Source organism: Arthrobacter sp. Y3221114, from assembly GCF_059092625.1.
Window position 1 is genome coordinate 209,118 of the sequence record NZ_JBNHHW010000003.1, and the last position, 18,888, is coordinate 228,005.

Here is an 18,888-nt window from a genome sequence, read left to right on the forward strand (position 1 = left end):
CGTCTGCCGGACCGGGACGGCCCGGGTCCGGCAGGCGGCTCAGCGCCGGTTGATCCTGGCGCAGCAGAAGGGCCCGTCCGGATCTGCGGCGACGCCGTGGGACTGGTCGGCGCAGCCGGCCAGCATTCCTTCGAGCAGGGCGAGGTTCAGGCCGCATACCGTTTGCGTATGGCTGCGGGCCAACAGGTGGAACGGGCAGTTCCCCAGCGCATAGCCGGCCCCGTCCGGCAGCGGCCGGTAGCCTGCCGCGGCCAGGGCTGCCTCCAGGTCTCCGGCGCCGGCCCCCAGCTCACGGCCCTTGGCCCGGGCAGCCTCGGCCACCAGTTCGTGCGCCGGGCGGGCGGTCCTGGCCGATTCCTCCACGGCCGTGGCCAGCAGGTCGCCGGCCAGGCCATAGGCACGCTCCGGCACGGAGGCTGATACTTCCGGCACCGCAGCCGCGTAAACCTTGGCCGGCCTGCCGGAGCCCGGTCCGGATTTACCGCTGAGTTTGCGGAACTCGATGGTCAGCAGCCCGTGCCCGGCCAGCGCGTCCAGCTGGAGGGACACGGTGCTGCGCGGCAAATCCAGGGCGGCAGCGGCCTGGTCCCGGGTGACCGGTCCGGCGCTGTAGCGGACGAATTCGAAGAGGCGGCGGCGCACGTCGTCGCCCAGGGCCGAGACGGCAGAGAGTCCGGGTGGCGGCTGGTCGGCCATGGCGCCCCTTCCGGTGGCAGGTGCATTGACTTATCCGGAACTGATTTCTAAAGTCGGATGTACCCATTTTAGAACATCTGGCCCTGCCCGAACAGGCAGCCGCCGGTGCTTCCATCAGATCGGCTGCCAGGGGCGGACCCGCTGCGTGCCCGCCGGCACATGAAGGAGCGCTGCCATGGCAGGGAACCCGATCGTCATCGCCGGAGCCGGCCTGGCCGGTGCCACCGCCGCCAAGGAGCTGCGCAGCGGCGGCTTCAGGGACGAGATCGTGCTGGCCGGTGCCGAGGACCAACACCCTTACCTTCGGCCGCCGCTCTCCAAGGGCTTCCTGGCAGGACGGGAGGACGCACAGTCGGGGCTGGTGCAATCGCCCGACTGGTATGACGAGCACGGCGTCCAACTGTTGCGCGGCACCACGGTTGTATCCTTCGATCCCGCTGCCCGTACTGTCGCGCTCTCGGATGCAGGCGCGCTGGAGTACTCGCAGCTGCTGCTGGCCACCGGGGCATCGCCGCGGAGGCTGGAACTGCCCGGCGCCGGGCTGGGGGGCGTGCACTACCTGCGCACGCTGGCGGACAGCCAGGCCCTGCACGCCGTGCTGGCCTCCGGGGACCAGCGGCTGGTCGTGATCGGCATGGGCTGGATCGGCATGGAGGTTGCGGCCACGGCCCGCCAGCTCGGAAACGAGGTCTTGGTCCTGGGCCGCGGCGACATCCCGCTCGCCCCCGCGTTGGGCGACGCCGTGGGCAGCATCTTCGCCGACACCCACCGCCGCGAGGGCGTCCTGCTGCGCACTCGGCGCTGGCCCGTGGAAATCCTCGGCGAGGACGGCAGGGTCACCGGCATTGTCTTGGATAACGGCGAGCGCCTGCTAGCCGACGCGGTGCTGGTGGCCATCGGCGCCGTCCCTAATACCGCGTTGGCCGAAGCTGCGGGGCTGGCCGTGTCCAGCGGCATTGACACCGACCAGATGCTGCGCACCTCCGCGGAGCATGTCTACGCCGCCGGCGATGTTGCCCGTGCCTACCATCCCGGTTACGGCGCACCGTTGCGCAGCGAGCACTGGGCGAACGCCTTGGCCCAGGGGAAGACCGCCGCGGCCGCCATGCTGGGCCAAGACGCATCCAACGACGACATCCCGTACTTCTACACCGACCAGTTCGGAATCGGAATGGAGTACTCCGGCTATTTCCCGTGGTCTGCGCGGGGCGAGCCTGTGTTCCGGGGCAACTACCAGGACCTCGACGCCCTGGAGTTCATCGCGTTCTGGCTGCGCGAGGGCAGGGTGGTGGCTGGTATGAATGTAAATATATGGGACGTCCAGGAGCCCATGCAGGACTTGATCCGTTCCGGCCGCAGCGTGGAGGCCGCGGACCTGTCCAATCCCGACAAGGAGCTGACCAGCCTGTGAGCCAGCCACTGACGGCACGGTCGCCGTCCAGCGCATTCCTGCCCGAGCTGTACCACCCGGTGCACGACTTCGGCGTCCGACGGATCGACTTCCGCCGCCACGTGGCGCTGATGGCCATCGTCAACCGCACCCCCGATTCCTTCTACGACACCGGCCGCACCTTCACCCGGCAGGCAGCCATCGACGCCTCCTTGGCCGCGGTGGCCGCGGGCGCGGACTGGGTGGACATCGGCGGCGTGCCGTTCGCCCCGGGCCCGGCATTATCCGCGCGCCAGGAAGCCGAGCGGATCGTTCCGGTGATCGAGGCCGTGCGGACCGGTTCGGACGCCATCATTTCCGCCGATACCTTCCTGCCAGAGGTTGCCGAAGCGAGCATCCGCGCCGGGGCCAACGTCATCAACGACACCACCGGGCTGCACCACCCGGAGTTGGCGGCGGTCGTGGCGGAAGGCGGCGCGCATCTGGTCATCACGCACTCGCTCGCCGCCCCGCGCACCGTGTATCCCCGACCCCGGTACGACGACGTGGTCGACGACGTCGCCGGGTTCCTGCGACGCAAGGTGCAGCTGGCCCTGGACTTGGGCATTCCGGCCGGGAAAATCATCGTCGACCCGGGCCACGACCTGAACAAGAACACGCTGCATTCGCTGGAAATCACCCGCCGCTTTGGCGAAATCGCCTCCCTCGGCTACCCGGCACTGGCGGCGGTGTCCAACAAGGACTTCATCGGCGAGACACTGGCGCAGCCCAAGCAGGACCGGCTCTCCGGCTCGCTGGCCGCCGCGGTGATGTGCATCATGAACGGTGCGCGGATCCTGCGCATGCACAACGTCGCCGAGGCCAGTTCGGCCATCCGGATGACCGAGGCCGTGATGGGCTGGCGGGAACCGTCCTACCTGAAACACAACATGGGCGACGTCAACGAACCGGCAGCGCCGTGACCCGCCCGATCCGCCGCCTCCTGCCGCCTGGACCGGAGCAGGCCACGGACCAGCAACTGCTGGACTGGTACGGCGAACTCCCCCGCTCCGGCCCGTGGGTCCGCTTCAATTTCGTCGCCAGCCTGGACGGCGCCGCGACCTATGCCGGCCGCTCCGGAACCTTGGGCGACGAGGTGGACCAGCGGGTCTTCCTGCTGCTGCGCAGGCTGGCCGACGTGCTGGTGGTCGGTGCCGGAACGATTCGGGCCGAAGGCTATGGCGGCCAGCTGCTCTCGGCCGAGTCCCAGGCGTGGCGCGTCGCCCGCGGCATGAGTCCGCACCCGCCTGTCGCCGTGGTCTCGGCGTCGCTGGACCTGGACCCGGGCAGCGCGTTCTTCACCGCCGCCCCCGTGCGGCCGATCGTACTGACCAGCGCGGCGTCGCCCGCGACCCGGCGCCGCGCGCTGGAACCGGTGGCCGACGTGCTCGACGCCGGCACCGCCCGGGTGGAACCGGCGCGGGTGGTGGAAGCGCTGGCAGCCCGCGGCTACGAGCAGATCCACAGCGAGGGCGGACCCCTTCTCTTCGGCAGCTTCCAGGCGGCGGGACTGGTGGACGAGCTGTGCCTGACCATCAGCCCGGTGCTGGCCGGCGGGACCGCCAAGCGGATAGCGGACCACCTTCCCGACGCGCGCGAGTCGCTGCAGCGGCTTCAACTGCGGCAGGTGCTCGAGTCAGGATCCATGCTGCTGCTGCGCTACACCGCCGCAAGCAGCGCGCCCGGGACCACGTCCACCGACACCGGCAGCCTCCCCACCCGCTCGCCGTCGGCGTAAGCGGTGACGCCGGCGGCTTCCAACCGGACCGTCCTGGCCTGCTCGATGTGGACCGCCGGATGGCTGATGTGCCGGCCGGCATAGACGCGCGGAAAGATGCCGACTAAGGCGGGACGGGACAGTGGCGAGACGATGAACAGATCCAGCAAACCGTCGTCGTACGCCGCCTCCGGCACAACGCGCATCCCGCCCAGCGGTTGGCACGGTCGTTCACCGCAGCGTCGAAGCCGGCCGAGAGGACCCCGGCGAACCAGGCTGTGGAACCGTCCGGATGCGTCACCCGGCCAAGGTCCACCCTGCGCGGCTGCTCCAAGGCGCGCAGGAAATGCCCGACGGCGGCGACCGGCCAGGCGGGCAGGTCGAACAGCCGGGCGAAGTCGTTTCCGGTGCCTGTCGGCACGATGCCCAGCGGAACCTGTGTACCCGCCAGCGCGTTGACTGCTAAGTGAACCATTCCGTCACCGCCCACCACCAGGAGGGCGGAGACTCCCCGGCCCAGCGCGCCGGCCACCAGGTCGGCGAGCGCAGCCCACGTTTCGGCCCGCAGCTCGACGGCGGGGCGGTCACGCCGGGCGAGCTCGGCCATCACTTCCGCTCCGGCACCGGCGGCCGCACCGAAGGACGCCTGCGGGTTAACGGCAACGGCGATCGGCGCGGAGGACGGCAGCGAAGTCACAGCAGATCATTGTGGCATCGCGACGGCCTGCCGCTGCGGTACGACACAGGCGGCCGGCAGCCGCCGGTTACACTTGGCTTCGCGCAGGACCCCGAGACCCCCGAGACCCTACAGAGAGGCGGCCGGTGATTCCCCTATCCCACTACGACGTCCTGGGGCTGCCGGTCAATGCCACGGCGCACCAGATCAAGGCCGCTTACCGCCGGGCCGCCCGCGCCACGCACCCGGACCATGGCGGGGACGCCGCCGAGTTCCTCCGCGTCAGCCTGGCCTACGAAGTCCTCAGCAACCCGCAGGCCAGGTCCCGCTACGACCGTTCCTACGGTGCCGCCGGTCAGGGCGTCCCGACGGACGGCACCGGAACCTTTGCGGCCGGACCCGGCACCCAGCACTCTGCCCCCGGCCAACGCGGCCCGTCGGCGTCGGACTCCCCCGTCTATGTTCCCGCCTACGGCTCCCCGGACGAATCCGCTGCACTGGCGGAGAACATCGCCCGCCAGCACATCCACGGTGCGCCGCGGAAGCGTGGCATCTTCGGCGCCGGAGCCAGGCTGCGCCGCGAGGCGCTGACGGTGCAGCTGATCAGCCGGCAGATCCTGCCCGCCATCCCGTCCGCCCGGCTGGTCAACGGCCTGCATTCGCCGGCCGACAACGGCTTCATCGACCATGCGCTGTTGGCCGGCTACCGGCTGGCACTGATTGATTCGATGCTGCTGCCGCGGGGAAACTTCCGCTGGGACGGCCGGACCCTGCACAAGGACGGCCGGATCGTGGAGCCGCCGAGGCTGGCACCGGCCGTGCGCAGGATGCAGGAACTTTTTCCGGAGCTCAATGTCACCGGCTGGACGGTAATCCACTCCGCGGACGGAAACCTCCACGAACCGGTAATCGATTACACGCGCGGCTACGACCCGGACGGGATCGTCCCGGTACACGTGGTCAACGCTGCCCGGTTGGTGCGCGAACTCAAGCAGTTCCTGTCCTCCGGCCCGGCGCCGAACACCGTGCACGTCCCCTCGCTCGCCAAGCTGCTGGGCGGCATGCACGCCTGACGTCCCGCTTCCGGGCCCGCCGGCGGATGACGGACCGCGGCCGCGGCGCGCATAGGATGGAATCCGTGTTCCGCATCCTCTTCTACACCCCCGAGATCCCCGGCAATACCGGCAACGCCATCCGGCTTGCCGCGGTCACCGGAGCCGAACTGCACCTGGTCGAACCGCTGGGCTTCACCTTCGAAGACTCCAAGCTGCGGCGCGCCGGGCTGGACTACCACGATCTTGCCGTGGTCCAGGTCCACGCTGACCTGGAAGCGGCGTGGGACGCCCTGCAGCCGGAGCGGGTCTTCGCCTTTGCGTCCGACGGGGAGCGCTCCTACACGGACGTCGCCTACGCTCCCGGCGACGTGCTGATGTTCGGGCCGGAGTCGGTGGGGCTGCCGGCAGCGGTCAAACAGGATCCGCGCGTCACGGCGCGGCTGCGCCTGCCCATGCTTCCGTCGCTGCGGTCGCTGAACCTGGCCAACTCGGCCTCGATCGCCGTCTATGAGGCCTGGCGGCAGCACGGTTTTGCCGGGGCGAAACTGTAGCGCCGACGCGACGGAAGGCGCCGGCGTGTCGGGCTGGACCCTGCCTCCCCCGGGGACGGATAGACTTGAAACCTATGGATACGCCCCAGCCATCTGATCGCCTGGCCAGCCCCGGTAACTCCACCGGGGACAACGACTACGCACCTGATGACGATGTCTCGGTGCTGCACGCCGACCAGCTCACCGGCGGATCAGAAGACACCGAGCGGCGGCCGATGCCGGCCGTGACCAAGTGGCTGCTGCTTGCCCTGGCCGCCGTCGTGGTGGTGGTGGGGGCCATCGCCACAGCGAAGACCCTGGGCGGAACCTCGGACCAGGACGTCACGGCTGCCCCGGATGTCGTCTCCAGCCAGCAGGAGCTGGAGGGAGGCGGCACGGTGGACGCGTCGGTGTCGCTCCGCGAGAACGCGGCCGTCCTGACGTTCCGCGGCATTCAGGCGTCGGAGGGACGCACGTACCAGGTCTGGCGGCTTCCGCTGGACGGCTCGGCACCCGTGTCGGCCGGGAACATCGAAGCCGCCGACATCACCTCGGGCAACCCAGTGGTCATCGACGGCATCTCCACCAGTCGCGAACTGGCCGTCTCGGTCGAGGCACCCGGCGGAGCCGAGTCCCCCAGCCTGCCGTTCGCCGTCGTCATTCCGCTCTCCACGCCGTAGCCCGAGCCGCCGGCCACCTGCCGAGGCCTTGGCGCCACCTGGGGCGCAGGCCTGCCACCGTGCCGCCGCGTGGGCAGGCCGGCCGGCAGCCTGTCAGAAGCCGGCGATGGTTTCCGGGGTATTGATGCCCACCACGTGGAAGGCTTCCGCGCTGCGTCCGGGCAGGCCGCCGCGCATGGCGTTCTCCGCCAGGTTCTGGCGCACGCGGGCGTCCATCGCGGCCAGGTCCGGGTGCTGGCTCGCGTGGATCCGGATGGCGGCCAGCTTCGTGTCGACGTGGTCGGTAATGTCAACGTAGTGGTTCTCGCGTTCCCGCGGCCCGCCGTAGAACCACAGGAACGGCACCTTGTAGGCGGCCAGCCCTGCCTCGAGCAGTTCGGGATAGGCGTAGGGGTTCTCCACGGCCGGGTAGATCGCACGGGTGACGATTTCGCCGCAGGCCAGGTGGTCGGGGTGGCTCTTCTGGATCCGGTCCCAGGCGCGCTCCGGATGCATGGAGAGCACAATGTCGGGACGGATGCGGCGCATCAGCTCCACAGCCTGGCGGATGACGTCGTGGGTTGGCTCCAGGTAACCGTCGGGTTGATGCAGGAAATGCAGGTCGGTGACGCCAGCGAGCGCTGCGGCCTTGGCCTGCTCGGCCGCCCGCAGTTCGACGATTCCGGCGCGCTGGGCCTCGTCGAAGCCGCCCGCGTCGCCGTCGGTCATGATGCAGTAGCTGACCTGAACGCCCGCTGCCGTCCAGCGGGCGATGGTGCCGGCGGCACCGAAGTCCAGGTCGTCCGGGTGCGCAGCAAAGACCAGGACGCGTTCCGGCTGGAATTCCTCAACGGTCACCGCGGCTAGCCCTTCCGCCGGCGGATCTCGGCGGCGGCCTGCGGCAATACGGTGGCGAGGTCGCCCACGATGCCGAAGTCGGCGATCTCGAAGACCGGCGAGTCGGCGTCGTTGTTGACCGCAACAATCACCTTGGCCGTCTGCATGCCGGCCTTCTGCTGGATGGCCCCGGAGATGCCCGCGGAAATGTACAGCTGCGGCGAGACGGTCTTGCCGGTCTGCCCCACCTGCGCCGAGTGCTCAATCCAGCCGGCGTCGGTGGCGGCCCGGGACGCGCCCACCGCCCCGCCGAGGGCATCGGCCAGATCTTCGATTGGCGAGAAATCGCCGCCGGTGCCGCGGCCCCCGGCCACGACGACGCGTGCCTCGGTCAGGTCCGGCCGGCCGCTGGCGGCCTTCTCGGTGCGTTCGGTGATGCGGGCGGCGGGGCCGAAGTCCCCGGCGTCGACCGTCACCACCTGCGGCACCGCCGCTTCGGCCGCCGGAGCTTCGGCCACAACGTTGGCCTTCACGGTGATCACCGGCGTGCCTTCGGTGACATTGGCCTGCACGGTGTAGGCGCCGGCCAGCACGCTCTTGGTCACCGTCAGGTCGGCCGAAACGTCAATGGCGTCGGTGATGACCCCGGATGACAGCTTGATGCCGACCCGGGCTGCGATCTCCTTGCCTTCGAACGTGTTGTCCAGCAGCACCGCGGCCGGAGCGGCCTGGCGCACAGCCGCCGCCAGGAACGCGGCCTTGGGAGCCACGAGGGCGCCGTCCACGTCCGCGGCCGGCACGTAAGCGGTCCCCACGCCGTATTCCCCGAGCTCGGTCCGCAGGGCGTCGGTGAGGTCGCCGTTGAATGCTGCCACCGGTTCTCCGATGCCGCGGGCGAGCGTGAGCAGTTCCCGGTGGATCTTGTGCAGGGCTTGGCCGGGACGGTCGATGAAGACAAGAACAGTAGTCATGGTGCCGATATCCTTCGCGGTTTCCGTGGCGGACTAGAGCAGGTTCTGGGCGGCCAGGTAGTCCACCAGGCGGATCCCGGCGTCGCCCTCATCGGTGATGATGGTGCCCTGCGACCGCGGCGGCCGCGCTTCTGCCTTGGCGACGGCGGTCCAGGCGCCTGCGGTGCCGACCGCGCTGGGTTCGATGCCCAGGTCCGCCAGCGACACCGTGGCAACGGGCTTCTTCTTGGCGGCGATGATGCCCTTGAAGTTCGGGTAGCGCGGTTCGTTGATCTGGTCGGTGACCGATACCACCGCGGGCAGTTCCGCTTCCAGGCTGTCGGCGTGGGTGTCGCCGTCCCGGCGGGCGCGCACGGTGGTCCCGTCCACCTCCAGGCTGGCGGCGAAGGTCAGCTGCGGCAGGCCCAGGCGCTCGGCCAGCTGCGCCGGAACCAGCGACGTTTCGCCGTCGGTGGACGCCATGCCGGTGAGTATTAGGTCAACGTCGCCGAGGCTGCGGACGGCGGCCGCCAGGACGAGCGACGTTCCGGCGGCGTCCGAGCCGGCCAGGGCGTCGTCGTTCACGTGCAAACCTTCGGTGGCGCCGATCTGCAGCGCCTTCTTCACCGCGGTGGCCGCCGCTGCCGGGCCCATGCTCAGCGCGATCACCCGGTTGCCGGCCTTCGGCCCGCCGCGCTCCTCCGCCAATTGCAGGGCGGATTCGATGGCGTATTCGTCCAGTTCGGACAGGATGCTCTCCGACCGGTCGACCGTCGCCGGATCGCCGGTCAGGTGCCGGTCGAACTGCGCGTCCGGTACGTGCTTGATCAGCACCACGATGTTCAAGGCTGTGCCTGCTGCTTTTTGCATCCTCGCTGAACTTCCTTCCGCCGTCCGCGGCCCGCGCGGGTGTTGCGGGTCGCTGCAAACACCCTAACCTTACCGGCAACGCCGCGGCGGTAAACACCTGCGGCGCTGCCGTGTGCGCCACCCGGGGCGGCAGGTGCGCCCCGGGGACGTGCGGGTCAGGCCTGGCCCTCGCCCAGCGTCACGTCGGCGGTGCGTTCTTCGCCGCCGCGCAGGTAGGTGACCTGCACCGTGCTGCCGGCGGCGTGTTCGCGGATGGCCGCGGTCAGGGACTGGCTGTCGCCGATGACCCGGTTTTCCACCCGGGTGATGACGTCGCCCTTCTGCAGGCCGGCCTCCTGTGCCGGCGAGCCCTCAACCACCTCCACGACGGCCGCCCCCACCGAGAACTGGGTGTTGCCGGAAGAATTGCCGGAGGGCTTGGCGGTCACTGTCACACCGAGTTGGCCGTGGCTCGCCGTCCCGTCTTCGATCAGGTCCTGGGCGATCCGCTGCGCGTAGTTGCTCGGAATGGAGAATCCCACGCCGATGCTGCCGCTGTCCTCGCTGGAGGACGCGATGGCCACGTTGACGCCGATGACCTCTCCGTTGGTGTTCACGAGCGGGCCGCCGGAGTTGCCGTGGTTGATCGCCGCATCGGTTTGGATCACGTTCAGGAAAATGCTGCCCTGGTTGGAGGACCGTTCCTCGCCGGGGAACTGGAAGTTCCACTGGTCGCCCGGGCCGGGCTGCGCACTGTCGCCGGAATTTTCCGGCACGGCGGAGGACGAGACGCTGATGGTGCGGCTCAAGGTGGACACGATGCCGTCGGTGACGGTGCCCGCGAGGCCCAGCGGCGCGCCGATGGCAATGGTGGTGTCGCCGACGTTGAGCTTGTCCGAGTCGGCAAACGTCGCGGGCGTGAGGCCCTTGGCATCGGTCTTGATCACGGCCAGGTCCGACAGCGGATCGGTGCCGACCACCTTGGCACGGTGCACGCCGCCGTCGCTGGTGCGCACCTCGACGTCGGGATTGGCGGTCTGGCCGCCCAGCGTCACCACGTGCGCGTTGGTGAGGATATGCCCCTCCGTGTCCAGGATGATGCCCGAACCGGATCCGCCTGCGTTGCCGCTGGCCACCGAGATCGTCACCACGCTCGGCGATGCCTTGGCCGCCGCAGCGGTGATCTCGTTGACCGAGTCCGTGTTGTTCACGATCAACTGCTCGGGCCCGCTGCCGGTAATCGCGGTGCCCGCGGAGCCCTCAGCCAGTGCCTGCGAGCCCACGGCGACTCCGCCGCCCGCCAGGCCGGCCAGCAGCATCCCGGCGATCAGGGTCCCGGTGCCAAAACGCTTCTTGGTGCTCGCCCCGGCCGGCTGGCCGCCGCCGAAGCCGTAGCCCGACCCCGTCCCGTGGCTTCCATTGCCGTAGCCGGAGCCGGAGCCCGTCGCGTTCCCATACCCGGAACCTGACGCGTTCCCGTGGCCGGACCCCTGCCCGTAACTTCCACTGCCGTGACCGGAGCCGTGGCTTTGGCTTCCGTAGCCGCCGTGGCTGCCCGCGTTGTCCTGACCGTAGGCCGGCGCGGCATACTGGCCGAAGGTGCCGGGGGCGTACTGGCCGTACCGGGGCTGCTGGGCTGTGTCGTTCAGGGGCTCCTGCCGGGCCTGGTCTTGTGCCGGGACCTGCCCGCCCGCCTCCGCTGCCGGGCGACGGAACGGTTGGGTCTCGTCGGCTGCCGCCGGCTGCTCCCCGGCACGGGAGGCCGGCGGATTCTCCGGCAGCGGGGGCATGGGCCGGGCGGGCCGCTCCTGCGGGCCCTGGTTGTTCTCGCTCATGGCAGGTCCTTTCTTGGTCTGCCCTCCACTATGCACGGCTTCGCTGGGATAACGTCGCACGTTTCCTGTAAGGATTCTGGAAACCAGCCGGACGCGGACCGCGGGCGTGGCACGCCGTCGACCCCGCCCGCTCCCCAAACCCGTGGTCAAACGATAAAGTCTCGTGTTCCAGAGTCGGGAGATGAGCTGCTCCCGCGTTCGCTGCCGGCGGAGGGCGGTGGTGGACGGTGCCAAACGCGGACCATAGAATCACCAGTGGGTGGATCCGCCCCGGCCGGGGCCAGGACCACGTTGACGAGCCGGGGCGCCACGGCCCCAGCTTGCGTTGCTGAAGGGACCTTTATGCGCTCACCGCTCAGGCGTCTGGCGGCCGTAGCCGGCCTGACGGCAGTCTTCCTTGCGCCGGCAGCACTGGCGCACGCCGTGCCGCCGGTCGACATCCCGCCGGGCGAGTTCGTGGTGGACCAGGCCGGTGTGCTGGGCGGCCGGACGGCCGAGGTCGAGGACGCCGTGCGCGAGCTGCAGCAGTCCGAAGGCCTGAACGTCTACATCGTCTTTGTGGATGAATTCACCGAGCCGGCCGACCGCGACCAGTGGGTGCTGGACACGGCGGAGCTGAACTCGCTGGGCTCCGTCGATAGCTTGCTTGCCGTTTCCGTCGACGGCCGCGAATACCTGTTCCAGTCGGGCGAGGACAACCCCGTCGTCTCCCGGGACCAGAACATCGCGCAATCCATCCGGCCGGCCCTCGGTCAAGCGGACTGGGCGGGGGCCGCGCTGACCGCCGTGGCGGCGGTCGAGGACGCCGCGACCGGCGGTGACGGTTCCGTCGAATCCGGTGGCGGGGGCGGCTCGCTGGGCCCGGTGCTGCTCATTGGCGGTGTCGTGGTGGTGGGCGGCGGCGCGGCGCTGCTGTATGCGCGGTCCAAGCGGAACAAGAACCAGCGCCCGCAGCCGCAGCTGCAGACCGGCCCCGACGGCCGGCCGCTGGATCCGCATAACGCCATGTCCGTGGAGGACCTTCGCAAGAAGGCCGGCAGCCTGCTGGTCGCCGCCGACGACGCGATCAAGTCGAGCGAGCAGGAACTGGGCTTCGCCATGGCCCAGTACGGCGACGACGCCGTGCAGCCGTTCCGCCAGGACATCACCGCGGCCAAGTCCCACATGATGGAGTCCTTCAAGCTGCAGCAGCAGCTCGATGACCATATTCCGGACACCGAAGAAGAGCAGCGTGCCTGGCTCGGCGACATCATCCGCCGCTGCGAGGCGGTCAACGATTCCCTCCAGGCACACAAAGAGGACTTCGACGCGCTGCGGGAGCTGGAAAAAACCGCACCGCAGGCGCTCGAGCGGGCCCGGGCCGCCGCCCGGGAAACCCGCGGCAGGCTGGATGACGGCACGGCCCGGCTGCGGGAGCTTCGCGCCCGTTTTGCCGACAGCGCGCTGCAACAGGTCGCCGACAACATCGGCCAGGCCGGGGAGCGGCTGGACTTCGTCGAGAACGCAGCCAACACCGCGCAGGACAAGCTCGACGAGGGAGACCGCAGCGCCGCCGTGATTGCCGTGCGTGCCGCCGAGGAAAGCCTGCACCAGGCCAACATCCTCCTGGAGGCCATCGCCAAGACGGCCAAGGACCTCGACGACGCCCGGAACAGCATGGAACGCACCATCGCCGACGCGACACAGGACATCGCCCAGGCCAGGGCCATCATCGCCTCCGGGCAGCACCCCGAGCTGACGGGCCCCTTGGCCGGGCTGGAAGCGGCGGTGTCCGCCGTCCGGCAGGAGGTCGCCGGGGGACGCGTCGACCCGATCATGATGGTGCAGCGGCTGGAGGCGGCCATGGAGCCCCTGGATGCCTCGCTCTCCGGGATTCGGGACGCCCAGGACCGCAACCGGCGTGCCCGTGAGGCCCTGCAACACGCCATCATGTCCGCGCAGGCACAGATTTCCGGCACCTCGGACTACATTCAGGCCCGGCGCGGCGGCGTTCGCAGCGAGGCACGCACCCGGCTGGCCGAGGCGGAACGGAACCTCGACCATGCGCTGGCCATCGCCGACTCGGATCCGGAGCAGGCGCTCAACTATGCCCGGCAAGCCAATGCCTTGGCACAGCAGGCCAGCCAGATGGCCCAGGAGGATGTGGACGGTTTCGGCGGCGGCATGGGCGGCTTCGGCGGCGGCGGGATGTTCGGCGGCCGGGGCGGCGGCTTGGGCGGGGCGATCCTGGGCGGCATCCTCATCGACTCCATCCTGCACGGCGGCCACGGCTCGCACGGCGGCGGCGGGATCTTCGGGGGCGGCGGAGGCGGTGACGTTTTCGGCGGCGGCGGCTTCGGCGGGTTCGGCGGTGGCGGCGGCGGCTTCGGTGGCTTCGGCGACGGAGGCGGCGCCGGCGGCAACTTCTAGACCAGACAGGCCGGGCAGCCATGCGGGCTGCTTGGAAGGCAAACAGTTCGAGTAAACCCGATCGAAAGGCATCACCGTGGTAAAGCACTCAATATTCGGCCGCATGGCCCAGCTGGCCAAGGCAAACATCAACGCCCTGCTCGACCAGGCGGAGGATCCGCAGAAGATGCTGGACCAGATGGTCCGCGACTACACGAACAACATTGCCGAAGCCGAAAGCGCCGTCGCGCAGACCATCGGCAACCTGCGCATGCTGCAGGACGACTACAACGAAGACCTCGAGAACGCCCGCAGCTGGGGGGCCAAGGCCTTGGCTGCCAGCCGAAAGGCCGACGAATACCGCACCTCGGGCCACGCCGCCGACGCCGAGAAGTTCGACAACCTTGCCAAGGTGGCGATCCAGCGCCAGATTTCGTCCGAGAACGAAGCCAAGGGCGCCGAGCCGACGATCTCCTCGCAGACCGAAATTGTCGAGAAGCTCAAGCACGGACTCAACCAGATGAAGTCCAAGCTCAACGAGCTGCAGAACAAGCGCGATGAGCTGATCGCCCGCGCCAAGACCGCGCAGGCCCAGTCGCAGGTTCACGACGCCATCAAGAGCATCGACATTCTGGATCCGACCAGCGAAGTCGGCCGCTTCGAGGAGAAAATCCGTCGCGAGGAAGCAAAGGTACGCGGCCAGGCCGAGCTTTCCGCTTCCAGCCTTGATGCCCAGTTCGAGAGCCTGGAAGACCTCGGCGAGCAGACGGAGGTGGAGGCACGGTTGGCCGCGCTGAAGTCCGGCACCAGCCCGGCCCCGTCGTCGCTGGAGGCCGGCAAGGAAACCACCTCAGAAAGCTACTGAGCACCGGCCGGCCAGGCGCTCGGGCATGAATGGCTCCGGGCCGCACCTTTCCTGGTGCGGCCCGGAGCTTTCCTGTGAAGCCACGCGTCCCGGTTTCCCGGCTCGCGGTCCGATCTCGTCAACGGCGCGGTTTCACGCCCCGGAGAAGGCGGCGGCCGGTGAAGCGCCCCGGCCGGGAGGCACCGGCCCGCGCGCGGCGCAGGGCCTTGGGGTTGTAATGCCGGGGACGGTGCTCCGCTGCGTCCGGTACAGGGCCACTCCGCTCCCGCGGTGCTGCGGCCGCTCCCCCGCCCTGCTGCGGCGGACGACGGCGGGACCGCACCTGGGGGACCGCCGGCGCCGGCGGCGCGGCCAGCGCCACGGCAGGAGCAGGGGTGGCGGCCTGGCCACGTCCGGACCCGGGTTCCTGCGGAGCGGGACGCCGCCTGCGCAGCAGGAGCCAGCCGGCCAGTGCAAGGTAGGCGGCCGGAACCAACCAGGCGGTGACGGCCTGCAGCGCGTCGGTGAGCAACCCATGGACGCCGTGCGCGGCGTCGATCAGCCGGTCCTCCATCTCGTGCCCTGCGGCATTCCGGACAGCGAAAAAGGCGTAGTAGGCGGTGCCCAGCCCGGCGAGCAGCAGCAGGTAGCCCTGCACCTTTTCCAGCAGTGTCCAGGCCTCGGGCCACCGGCGGCCGGCGGCGGCCCCAAGCGACGACGCGGCGGCGCACAGCAGCCCGAAACTGGCAAGCAGGCCCAGAACGTAGGCGGCCATGCCGGCGGCAGGGGCTTCGGCTGCGCCCTGCTCCCCGGCCCCGGCCAGCAATTCCGGCAGCTGTGGCGCGAGCGATGCCAGCCCGACCACCGCACCGGCAACAGCCATCCCGCCGAGCCGGACCAGTGATCCGCCTCCCGCCGCTGCTGCCTGCAACAGCCGGACACGCCCGCCTGCCACCAGGAAGGACGCCAGCAGGACCAACAGCATGCCGGTCGCGGCCGAAATGTAGGCCAGGACGCCGGCTCCGGTTGCCGGATTTCCTGCGGCCAGCAGCGCCGACGAGAACGACGTCGTGTAGCCGCCGGTCAACACAAGCGCGGACAGTGCGGACCGGCGCACGGCGGCAGCGGGCGGAGTGCGCCAGCTGCCGACGGCGACCATCAGGAGCCAGACCGGCAACAGGAGCAGGCTGCATGGATTGAACAGGGCTGCCACTCCGGCGGCCAGGGCGTAGCTGCTCACTGATTCCAGCATGGGACAACAACGATCTTTCCGAGGGAAAATCGGGGACAGGTGAAACCATTCTACCGGTCCGGGTTGTGATCCCGGACACGCAAAAGCCCCGCCCGATGTGACATCGGGCGGGGCCTTGGCTCTTGGTTGCGGGGAGAGGATTTGAACCTCTGACCTCTGGGTTATGAGCCCAGCGAGCTACCGAACTGCTCCACCCCGCGGCGCAGTGAATACATTACCGGCCGCGGGGTAGCGAAGCAAATCGGTCAGTTGCCCTCGGTCGCCTCCGGAGAAGGCTGCTCCGTTGCCCCGTCGGCGCCGCCTTCGGGGGTGGCGCCGGAGATCGCTGCCTCGGCGTCGATGGCGTCCTGCAGCGCCGCCTGGAGCCGCTCCTGGGCTTCGCCGTAGGCTGCGAAGTCGCCCTCCGCCAGCGCGGCCTGTCCCTCCTGGATCGCGGTGCGCGCCGCCTGCAGGGCCGCCTGCAGATCCTCCTCGGCACTGGTCTCCGGAGCGTCCGGCGTCGCCGGTGTCTCGCCGACGTTCTCTTCGTCGCCGGTGGTGGCGCCCGAGTCGCCTTGGAACACCTGATCCAATGCTTCCGACAGCGTCGGAGCGAAGCCGACTTCCTCACCGAAGCTCACCAGCACCCGGCGCAGGATCGGGTAGGAGGAAGCGCCCGAGGACTGGACGTAGACCGGCTGGACGTACAGCATGCCCCCGCCGACCGGCAGGCTGAGCAGGTTGCCGTTCTTCACCTCGGAAGCGCCCTGGCGCAGCAGGTTCAGCGCCTGCGATACTTCGGTGTCCGAGTTGAACAGGTTCTGCGCCTGGCCCGGGCCGGGCACCGTGATGTCGCGCGGCAGTTCGAGCAACCGCAGCGTGCCGTAGTCCTCGGACTTCACGCCATCCTCGCCGGTGCCGGCGTCCGCGTTGGCGGACAGGAACCCGTACAGCACGTTGCGTGCCTGCTCGCCGGGAACGGCAAACGGGATGAACGGCGTGGTCAGCGAGAAGGACGCCGCGTCCTGGTTGGGCATCTGCAGTGACAGGTAGTACGGCGGCTGCTTGACGGTCGATCCCTCGCCCAGCGTCGGATCCGTGGGAACACTCCAGGCATCGGAGTTTTCGTAGAAGCGGTTGACGTTGGTCACGTGGTACCTGGTGAGCAGCTCCCGCTGCACCTTGAACAGGTCCTCCGGGTAGCGCACGTGTGCCATCAGGTCGGCCGACATTTCGCTGTACGGCTTGATCGTCGTCGGGAACACGTTCGTCCAGGCCTTGAGCAGCGGATCCTGGTCGTCCCACGCGTACAGGTTCACGGACCCGTCGTAAGCGTCCACGGTCGCCTTGACGGCATTGCGGATGTAGTTGACTTCCTCAGCCGGCAGCGCCACGGTGGCGCCCCCGGTGGTCCCGGAGTCGATGGTGGCCGACTCCAGCTGCTGGGGAGTCGAGTACGGGAAGTGCTCGCTGGTGGTGTAGGCGTCCACGATCCACTTCACGCGGCCGTCAACAATGGCGGGGTAGGCGTTGCCGTCCACCGTCAGGTACGGAGCGACTTTTTCGATGCGCTGGCGCGGATCCCGGTCGTAGAGGATCTGCGACTCCGAATTGACCGCGTCCGACAGCATCAGGTCGGTCGACTGGAATTTCAGGGCGTAGACCAACCGGTTGAACCAGTTGCCGATGTTGGGTCCGCCGTCGCCGTCGAAAGTGTTCCGGGTATCGGTTTCGGCATTGGCACTCTGCGGCCGGTCGATTTCGATCGGAGTGCTGCCCTCGGGTGCACCGACGATCGAGTAGTCCGGAGATGCTTCGCCGAAGTAGATCCTGGGTTCGTAGGTCGAGTCGTCGCCCAACACGCCCTGCGAGGGGATCCCGGAGAGCATGAAGGACGGCTTGCCGTCCGGCTCCACGCGGGAGCCGGCGGCCGCAACCACACCGTAGCCATGGGTGTAGAGCAGATGCTCGTTGACCCAGCCGGCCGGCACGCCCGCGGTGTTCAGTTCGCGGACGGCAATGACGGTGTCCTGCACCTCGCCGTCGACCGTGTAGCGGTCCACGTTGAGCGTCTCGTCGAACTGGTAGTACTGGCGGAACTGTTCCAGCTGCGCGAACGCGTCCGACACCAGGTTTGGATCCAGCAGGCGGATATTGGCCGTCGTTTCGGCGTCCTCGCGCAGCGCGCCGGCTTCCGCGTCCACCGTGGCTTCGTAGTTCATGGTCTGGACGTCGTCCAGTCCGTACGCCAGGCGCGTCAGGGCGATGTTGCGTTCGATGTATTGGGCCTCGACGTCCTGCTCATTCGGGATCACCTGGAAGCGCTGGACGATCCACGGGTAGACCCCGCCGGCGAGGATGGCGGTGACGATCAGCATGGCGGTACCGACGATCGGCAGCCGCCAGCGGCCGATGAAGGCCGAGACGATGAAGAGGATGGCCACCAGCACGGCGGCGACGGCCAGGATGGCCTTGGTGGGAATCACGGCGTTGACGTCGGTGTACAGCGCACCGGTCCAGTTTCCGGCGTCGGACTGCACGGTGGCGTAGCGGTCCAGCCAGTAGTTGACGCCCTGCAGGATGAGGAACAGCGCGGCAAAGACGGCCACATGGATCTTCGCCGCGGTGGAGGCGAAGAACCCCTTGTCCTCCAGCCGGATCCCGCCGTAGAGGTAATGGGTCAGCAGCCCGGCGATGCCGGCAATCAGCACCACGCTGATCAGGAAGCCGTTGATGAAGCCCAGGAACGGCAGGGTGTTCATGTAGAAGCTGTAGTCCAGGCCGAACTGCGGATCGGTCTGGCCGAACGGCTGCTGGTTGAAGAACAGCAGGACGGTCTGCCACGCCGAGGCCGCGGCGGTGCCGGCGAAACCGGCCAGGACTACCGGGATGCCGATCATCAGCAAACGCCGCACCGGCTCCAGCTGCTGCTGGTAACGGTTCAGGTTGTCCTGCAACGAGCTGTCCGGCGCGTACACCGGGCGCGAACGGTAGGCCATCCGCAGGCTGAAGTAGACCGCAAGGCCCATGATCAGGAAGGCAATCAGGAAGATGGCAATCTTGGTGCCGGTTTCCTTGAGCATGACTTCCAGGTAGCCCAGCTGGTTGTACCAGAGGATGTCTGCGTAGATTTGGGAGAAGAAGACGAAGCCCACTACCAGGACGGCCACCACGATCAGGGTGGGCACCAAT

The 18,888-nt window shown here is 69.0% G+C and carries 17 protein-coding genes and 1 tRNA gene; 8 read left to right on the forward strand and 10 right to left on the reverse strand.

Translation table 11 applies throughout. The annotated features are described in order from the left end of the window. Window positions 1-39: 39 nt before the first annotated feature. On the reverse strand, window positions 40-696 hold the full coding sequence (locus AC5RV3_RS07950; protein ID WP_494121654.1) for a helix-turn-helix transcriptional regulator: 657 nt from the start codon (window positions 694-696) through the stop codon (window positions 40-42). A gap of 175 nt (window positions 697-871) precedes the next feature. Between AC5RV3_RS07950 and AC5RV3_RS07955 the strand changes: the two genes are divergently transcribed. The 3 genes from AC5RV3_RS07955 to AC5RV3_RS07965 are packed head-to-tail and all read left to right on the forward strand — an operon-like array spanning window position 872 to window position 3,863. After that, a complete protein-coding gene (locus tag AC5RV3_RS07955) occupies window positions 872-2,107 on the forward strand; it encodes an NAD(P)/FAD-dependent oxidoreductase (protein WP_494121655.1) in 1,236 nt (411 codons plus the stop codon). Continuing rightward, window positions 2,104-3,048 carry a dihydropteroate synthase gene (gene folP / locus AC5RV3_RS07960; protein WP_494121656.1) on the forward strand — a complete coding sequence of 315 codons (945 nt, stop codon included), beginning with the start codon at window positions 2,104-2,106 and terminating at the stop codon, window positions 3,046-3,048. The genes AC5RV3_RS07955 and folP overlap by 4 nt, the downstream gene beginning before the upstream one ends. Continuing rightward, window positions 3,045-3,863 carry a pyrimidine reductase family protein gene (locus AC5RV3_RS07965; RefSeq protein WP_494121657.1) on the forward strand — a complete coding sequence of 273 codons (819 nt, stop codon included), beginning with the start codon at window positions 3,045-3,047 and terminating at the stop codon, window positions 3,861-3,863. Before folP ends, AC5RV3_RS07965 begins: the two co-directional genes overlap by 4 nt. On the opposite strand, the gene AC5RV3_RS07970 is transcribed toward AC5RV3_RS07965, so the two are convergent. Beyond that, complete coding sequence (locus AC5RV3_RS07970) at window positions 3,785-4,048, reverse strand: hypothetical protein (protein ID WP_494121658.1); 264 nt, start codon at window positions 4,046-4,048, stop codon at window positions 3,785-3,787. The genes AC5RV3_RS07965 and AC5RV3_RS07970 overlap by 79 nt on opposite strands. Further along, on the reverse strand, window positions 3,967-4,539 hold the full coding sequence (locus AC5RV3_RS07975) for a diacylglycerol/lipid kinase family protein (RefSeq protein ID WP_494121659.1): 573 nt from the start codon (window positions 4,537-4,539) through the stop codon (window positions 3,967-3,969). Before AC5RV3_RS07975 ends, AC5RV3_RS07970 begins: the two co-directional genes overlap by 82 nt. Before the next feature lie 125 nt (window positions 4,540-4,664). Here AC5RV3_RS07975 and AC5RV3_RS07980 point away from each other — a divergent pair, with 125 nt between their 5' ends. The 3 genes from AC5RV3_RS07980 (at window position 4,665) to AC5RV3_RS07990 (ending at window position 6,783) form a co-directional block, all read left to right on the forward strand. Next, window positions 4,665-5,591 carry a J domain-containing protein gene (locus AC5RV3_RS07980; RefSeq protein ID WP_494121660.1) on the forward strand — a complete coding sequence of 309 codons (927 nt, stop codon included), beginning with the start codon at window positions 4,665-4,667 and terminating at the stop codon, window positions 5,589-5,591. A gap of 65 nt (window positions 5,592-5,656) precedes the next feature. Continuing rightward, window positions 5,657-6,124: a tRNA (cytidine(34)-2'-O)-methyltransferase gene (locus tag AC5RV3_RS07985; RefSeq protein WP_494113550.1), complete on the forward strand. Its 468-nt coding sequence runs from the start codon at window positions 5,657-5,659 to the stop codon at window positions 6,122-6,124. Window positions 6,125-6,198: 74 nt separating this feature from the next. Next, window positions 6,199-6,783, forward strand: a complete 585-nt coding sequence (locus AC5RV3_RS07990; RefSeq protein WP_494121661.1) for an anti-sigma factor — start codon at window positions 6,199-6,201, stop codon at window positions 6,781-6,783. Window positions 6,784-6,876: 93 nt separating this feature from the next. On the opposite strand, the gene AC5RV3_RS07995 is transcribed toward AC5RV3_RS07990, so the two are convergent. The 4 genes from AC5RV3_RS07995 to AC5RV3_RS08010 form a co-directional block, all read right to left on the reverse strand. Then, complete coding sequence (locus tag AC5RV3_RS07995) at window positions 6,877-7,620, reverse strand: PIG-L deacetylase family protein (RefSeq protein ID WP_493989128.1); 744 nt, start codon at window positions 7,618-7,620, stop codon at window positions 6,877-6,879. 5 nt (window positions 7,621-7,625) lie between these two features. Further along, window positions 7,626-8,570, reverse strand: coding sequence for an electron transfer flavoprotein subunit alpha/FixB family protein (locus AC5RV3_RS08000; RefSeq protein WP_494121662.1), 945 nt, complete (start codon window positions 8,568-8,570; stop codon window positions 7,626-7,628). A gap of 33 nt (window positions 8,571-8,603) precedes the next feature. Further along, window positions 8,604-9,419, reverse strand: a complete 816-nt coding sequence (locus AC5RV3_RS08005; RefSeq protein WP_494113546.1) for an electron transfer flavoprotein subunit beta/FixA family protein — start codon at window positions 9,417-9,419, stop codon at window positions 8,604-8,606. A 155-nt stretch (window positions 9,420-9,574) separates the two neighbouring features. Then, window positions 9,575-11,233 carry a S1C family serine protease gene (locus AC5RV3_RS08010; RefSeq protein WP_494121663.1) on the reverse strand — a complete coding sequence of 553 codons (1,659 nt, stop codon included), beginning with the start codon at window positions 11,231-11,233 and terminating at the stop codon, window positions 9,575-9,577. Window positions 11,234-11,575: 342 nt separating this feature from the next. Here AC5RV3_RS08010 and AC5RV3_RS08015 point away from each other — a divergent pair, with 342 nt between their 5' ends. Continuing rightward, entirely contained in the window at window positions 11,576-13,642 is a 2,067-nt protein-coding gene (locus AC5RV3_RS08015; RefSeq protein WP_494121664.1) for a TPM domain-containing protein, read from the forward strand. A 76-nt stretch (window positions 13,643-13,718) separates the two neighbouring features. Next, a complete protein-coding gene (locus tag AC5RV3_RS08020) occupies window positions 13,719-14,486 on the forward strand; it encodes a PspA/IM30 family protein (RefSeq protein WP_494121665.1) in 768 nt (255 codons plus the stop codon). 118 nt (window positions 14,487-14,604) lie between these two features. Here AC5RV3_RS08020 and AC5RV3_RS08025 read toward each other — a convergent pair whose 3' ends face one another. The 3 genes from AC5RV3_RS08025 to AC5RV3_RS08035 all read right to left on the reverse strand — a co-directional run bounded on the left by AC5RV3_RS08025 (window position 14,605) and on the right by AC5RV3_RS08035 (window position 18,887). Continuing rightward, complete coding sequence (locus tag AC5RV3_RS08025) at window positions 14,605-15,717, reverse strand: hypothetical protein (RefSeq protein WP_494121666.1); 1,113 nt, start codon at window positions 15,715-15,717, stop codon at window positions 14,605-14,607. A gap of 123 nt (window positions 15,718-15,840) precedes the next feature. Beyond that, window positions 15,841-15,917: transfer RNA gene (locus AC5RV3_RS08030), tRNA-Met, on the reverse strand. 45 nt (window positions 15,918-15,962) lie between these two features. Continuing rightward, window positions 15,963-18,887, reverse strand: coding sequence for a UPF0182 family membrane protein (locus AC5RV3_RS08035; protein WP_494113541.1), 2,925 nt, complete (start codon window positions 18,885-18,887; stop codon window positions 15,963-15,965). Window position 18,888 lies beyond the last annotated feature (1 nt).

Bases quoted from the DNA above. Each gene is read 5' to 3' on its own strand.
- AC5RV3_RS07955 (WP_494121655.1), top strand. From the start codon at position 872: ATGGCAGGGAACCCGATCGTCATCGCCGGAGCCGGCCTGGCCGGTGCC.
- AC5RV3_RS08005 (WP_494113546.1), bottom strand. From the start codon at position 9,419: ATGCAAAAAGCAGCAGGCACAGCCTTGAACATCGTGGTGCTGATCAAG.
- AC5RV3_RS07950 (WP_494121654.1), bottom strand. From the start codon at position 696: ATGGCCGACCAGCCGCCACCCGGACTCTCTGCCGTCTCGGCCCTGGGC.
- AC5RV3_RS08000 (WP_494121662.1), bottom strand. From the start codon at position 8,570: ATGACTACTGTTCTTGTCTTCATCGACCGTCCCGGCCAAGCCCTGCAC.
- AC5RV3_RS07970 (WP_494121658.1), bottom strand. From the start codon at position 4,048: ATGCGCGTTGTGCCGGAGGCGGCGTACGACGACGGTTTGCTGGATCTG.
- AC5RV3_RS08025 (WP_494121666.1), bottom strand. From the start codon at position 15,717: ATGCTGGAATCAGTGAGCAGCTACGCCCTGGCCGCCGGAGTGGCAGCC.
- AC5RV3_RS08015 (WP_494121664.1), top strand. From the start codon at position 11,576: ATGCGCTCACCGCTCAGGCGTCTGGCGGCCGTAGCCGGCCTGACGGCA.
- AC5RV3_RS07990 (WP_494121661.1), top strand. From the start codon at position 6,199: ATGGATACGCCCCAGCCATCTGATCGCCTGGCCAGCCCCGGTAACTCC.
- AC5RV3_RS08010 (WP_494121663.1), bottom strand. From the start codon at position 11,233: ATGAGCGAGAACAACCAGGGCCCGCAGGAGCGGCCCGCCCGGCCCATG.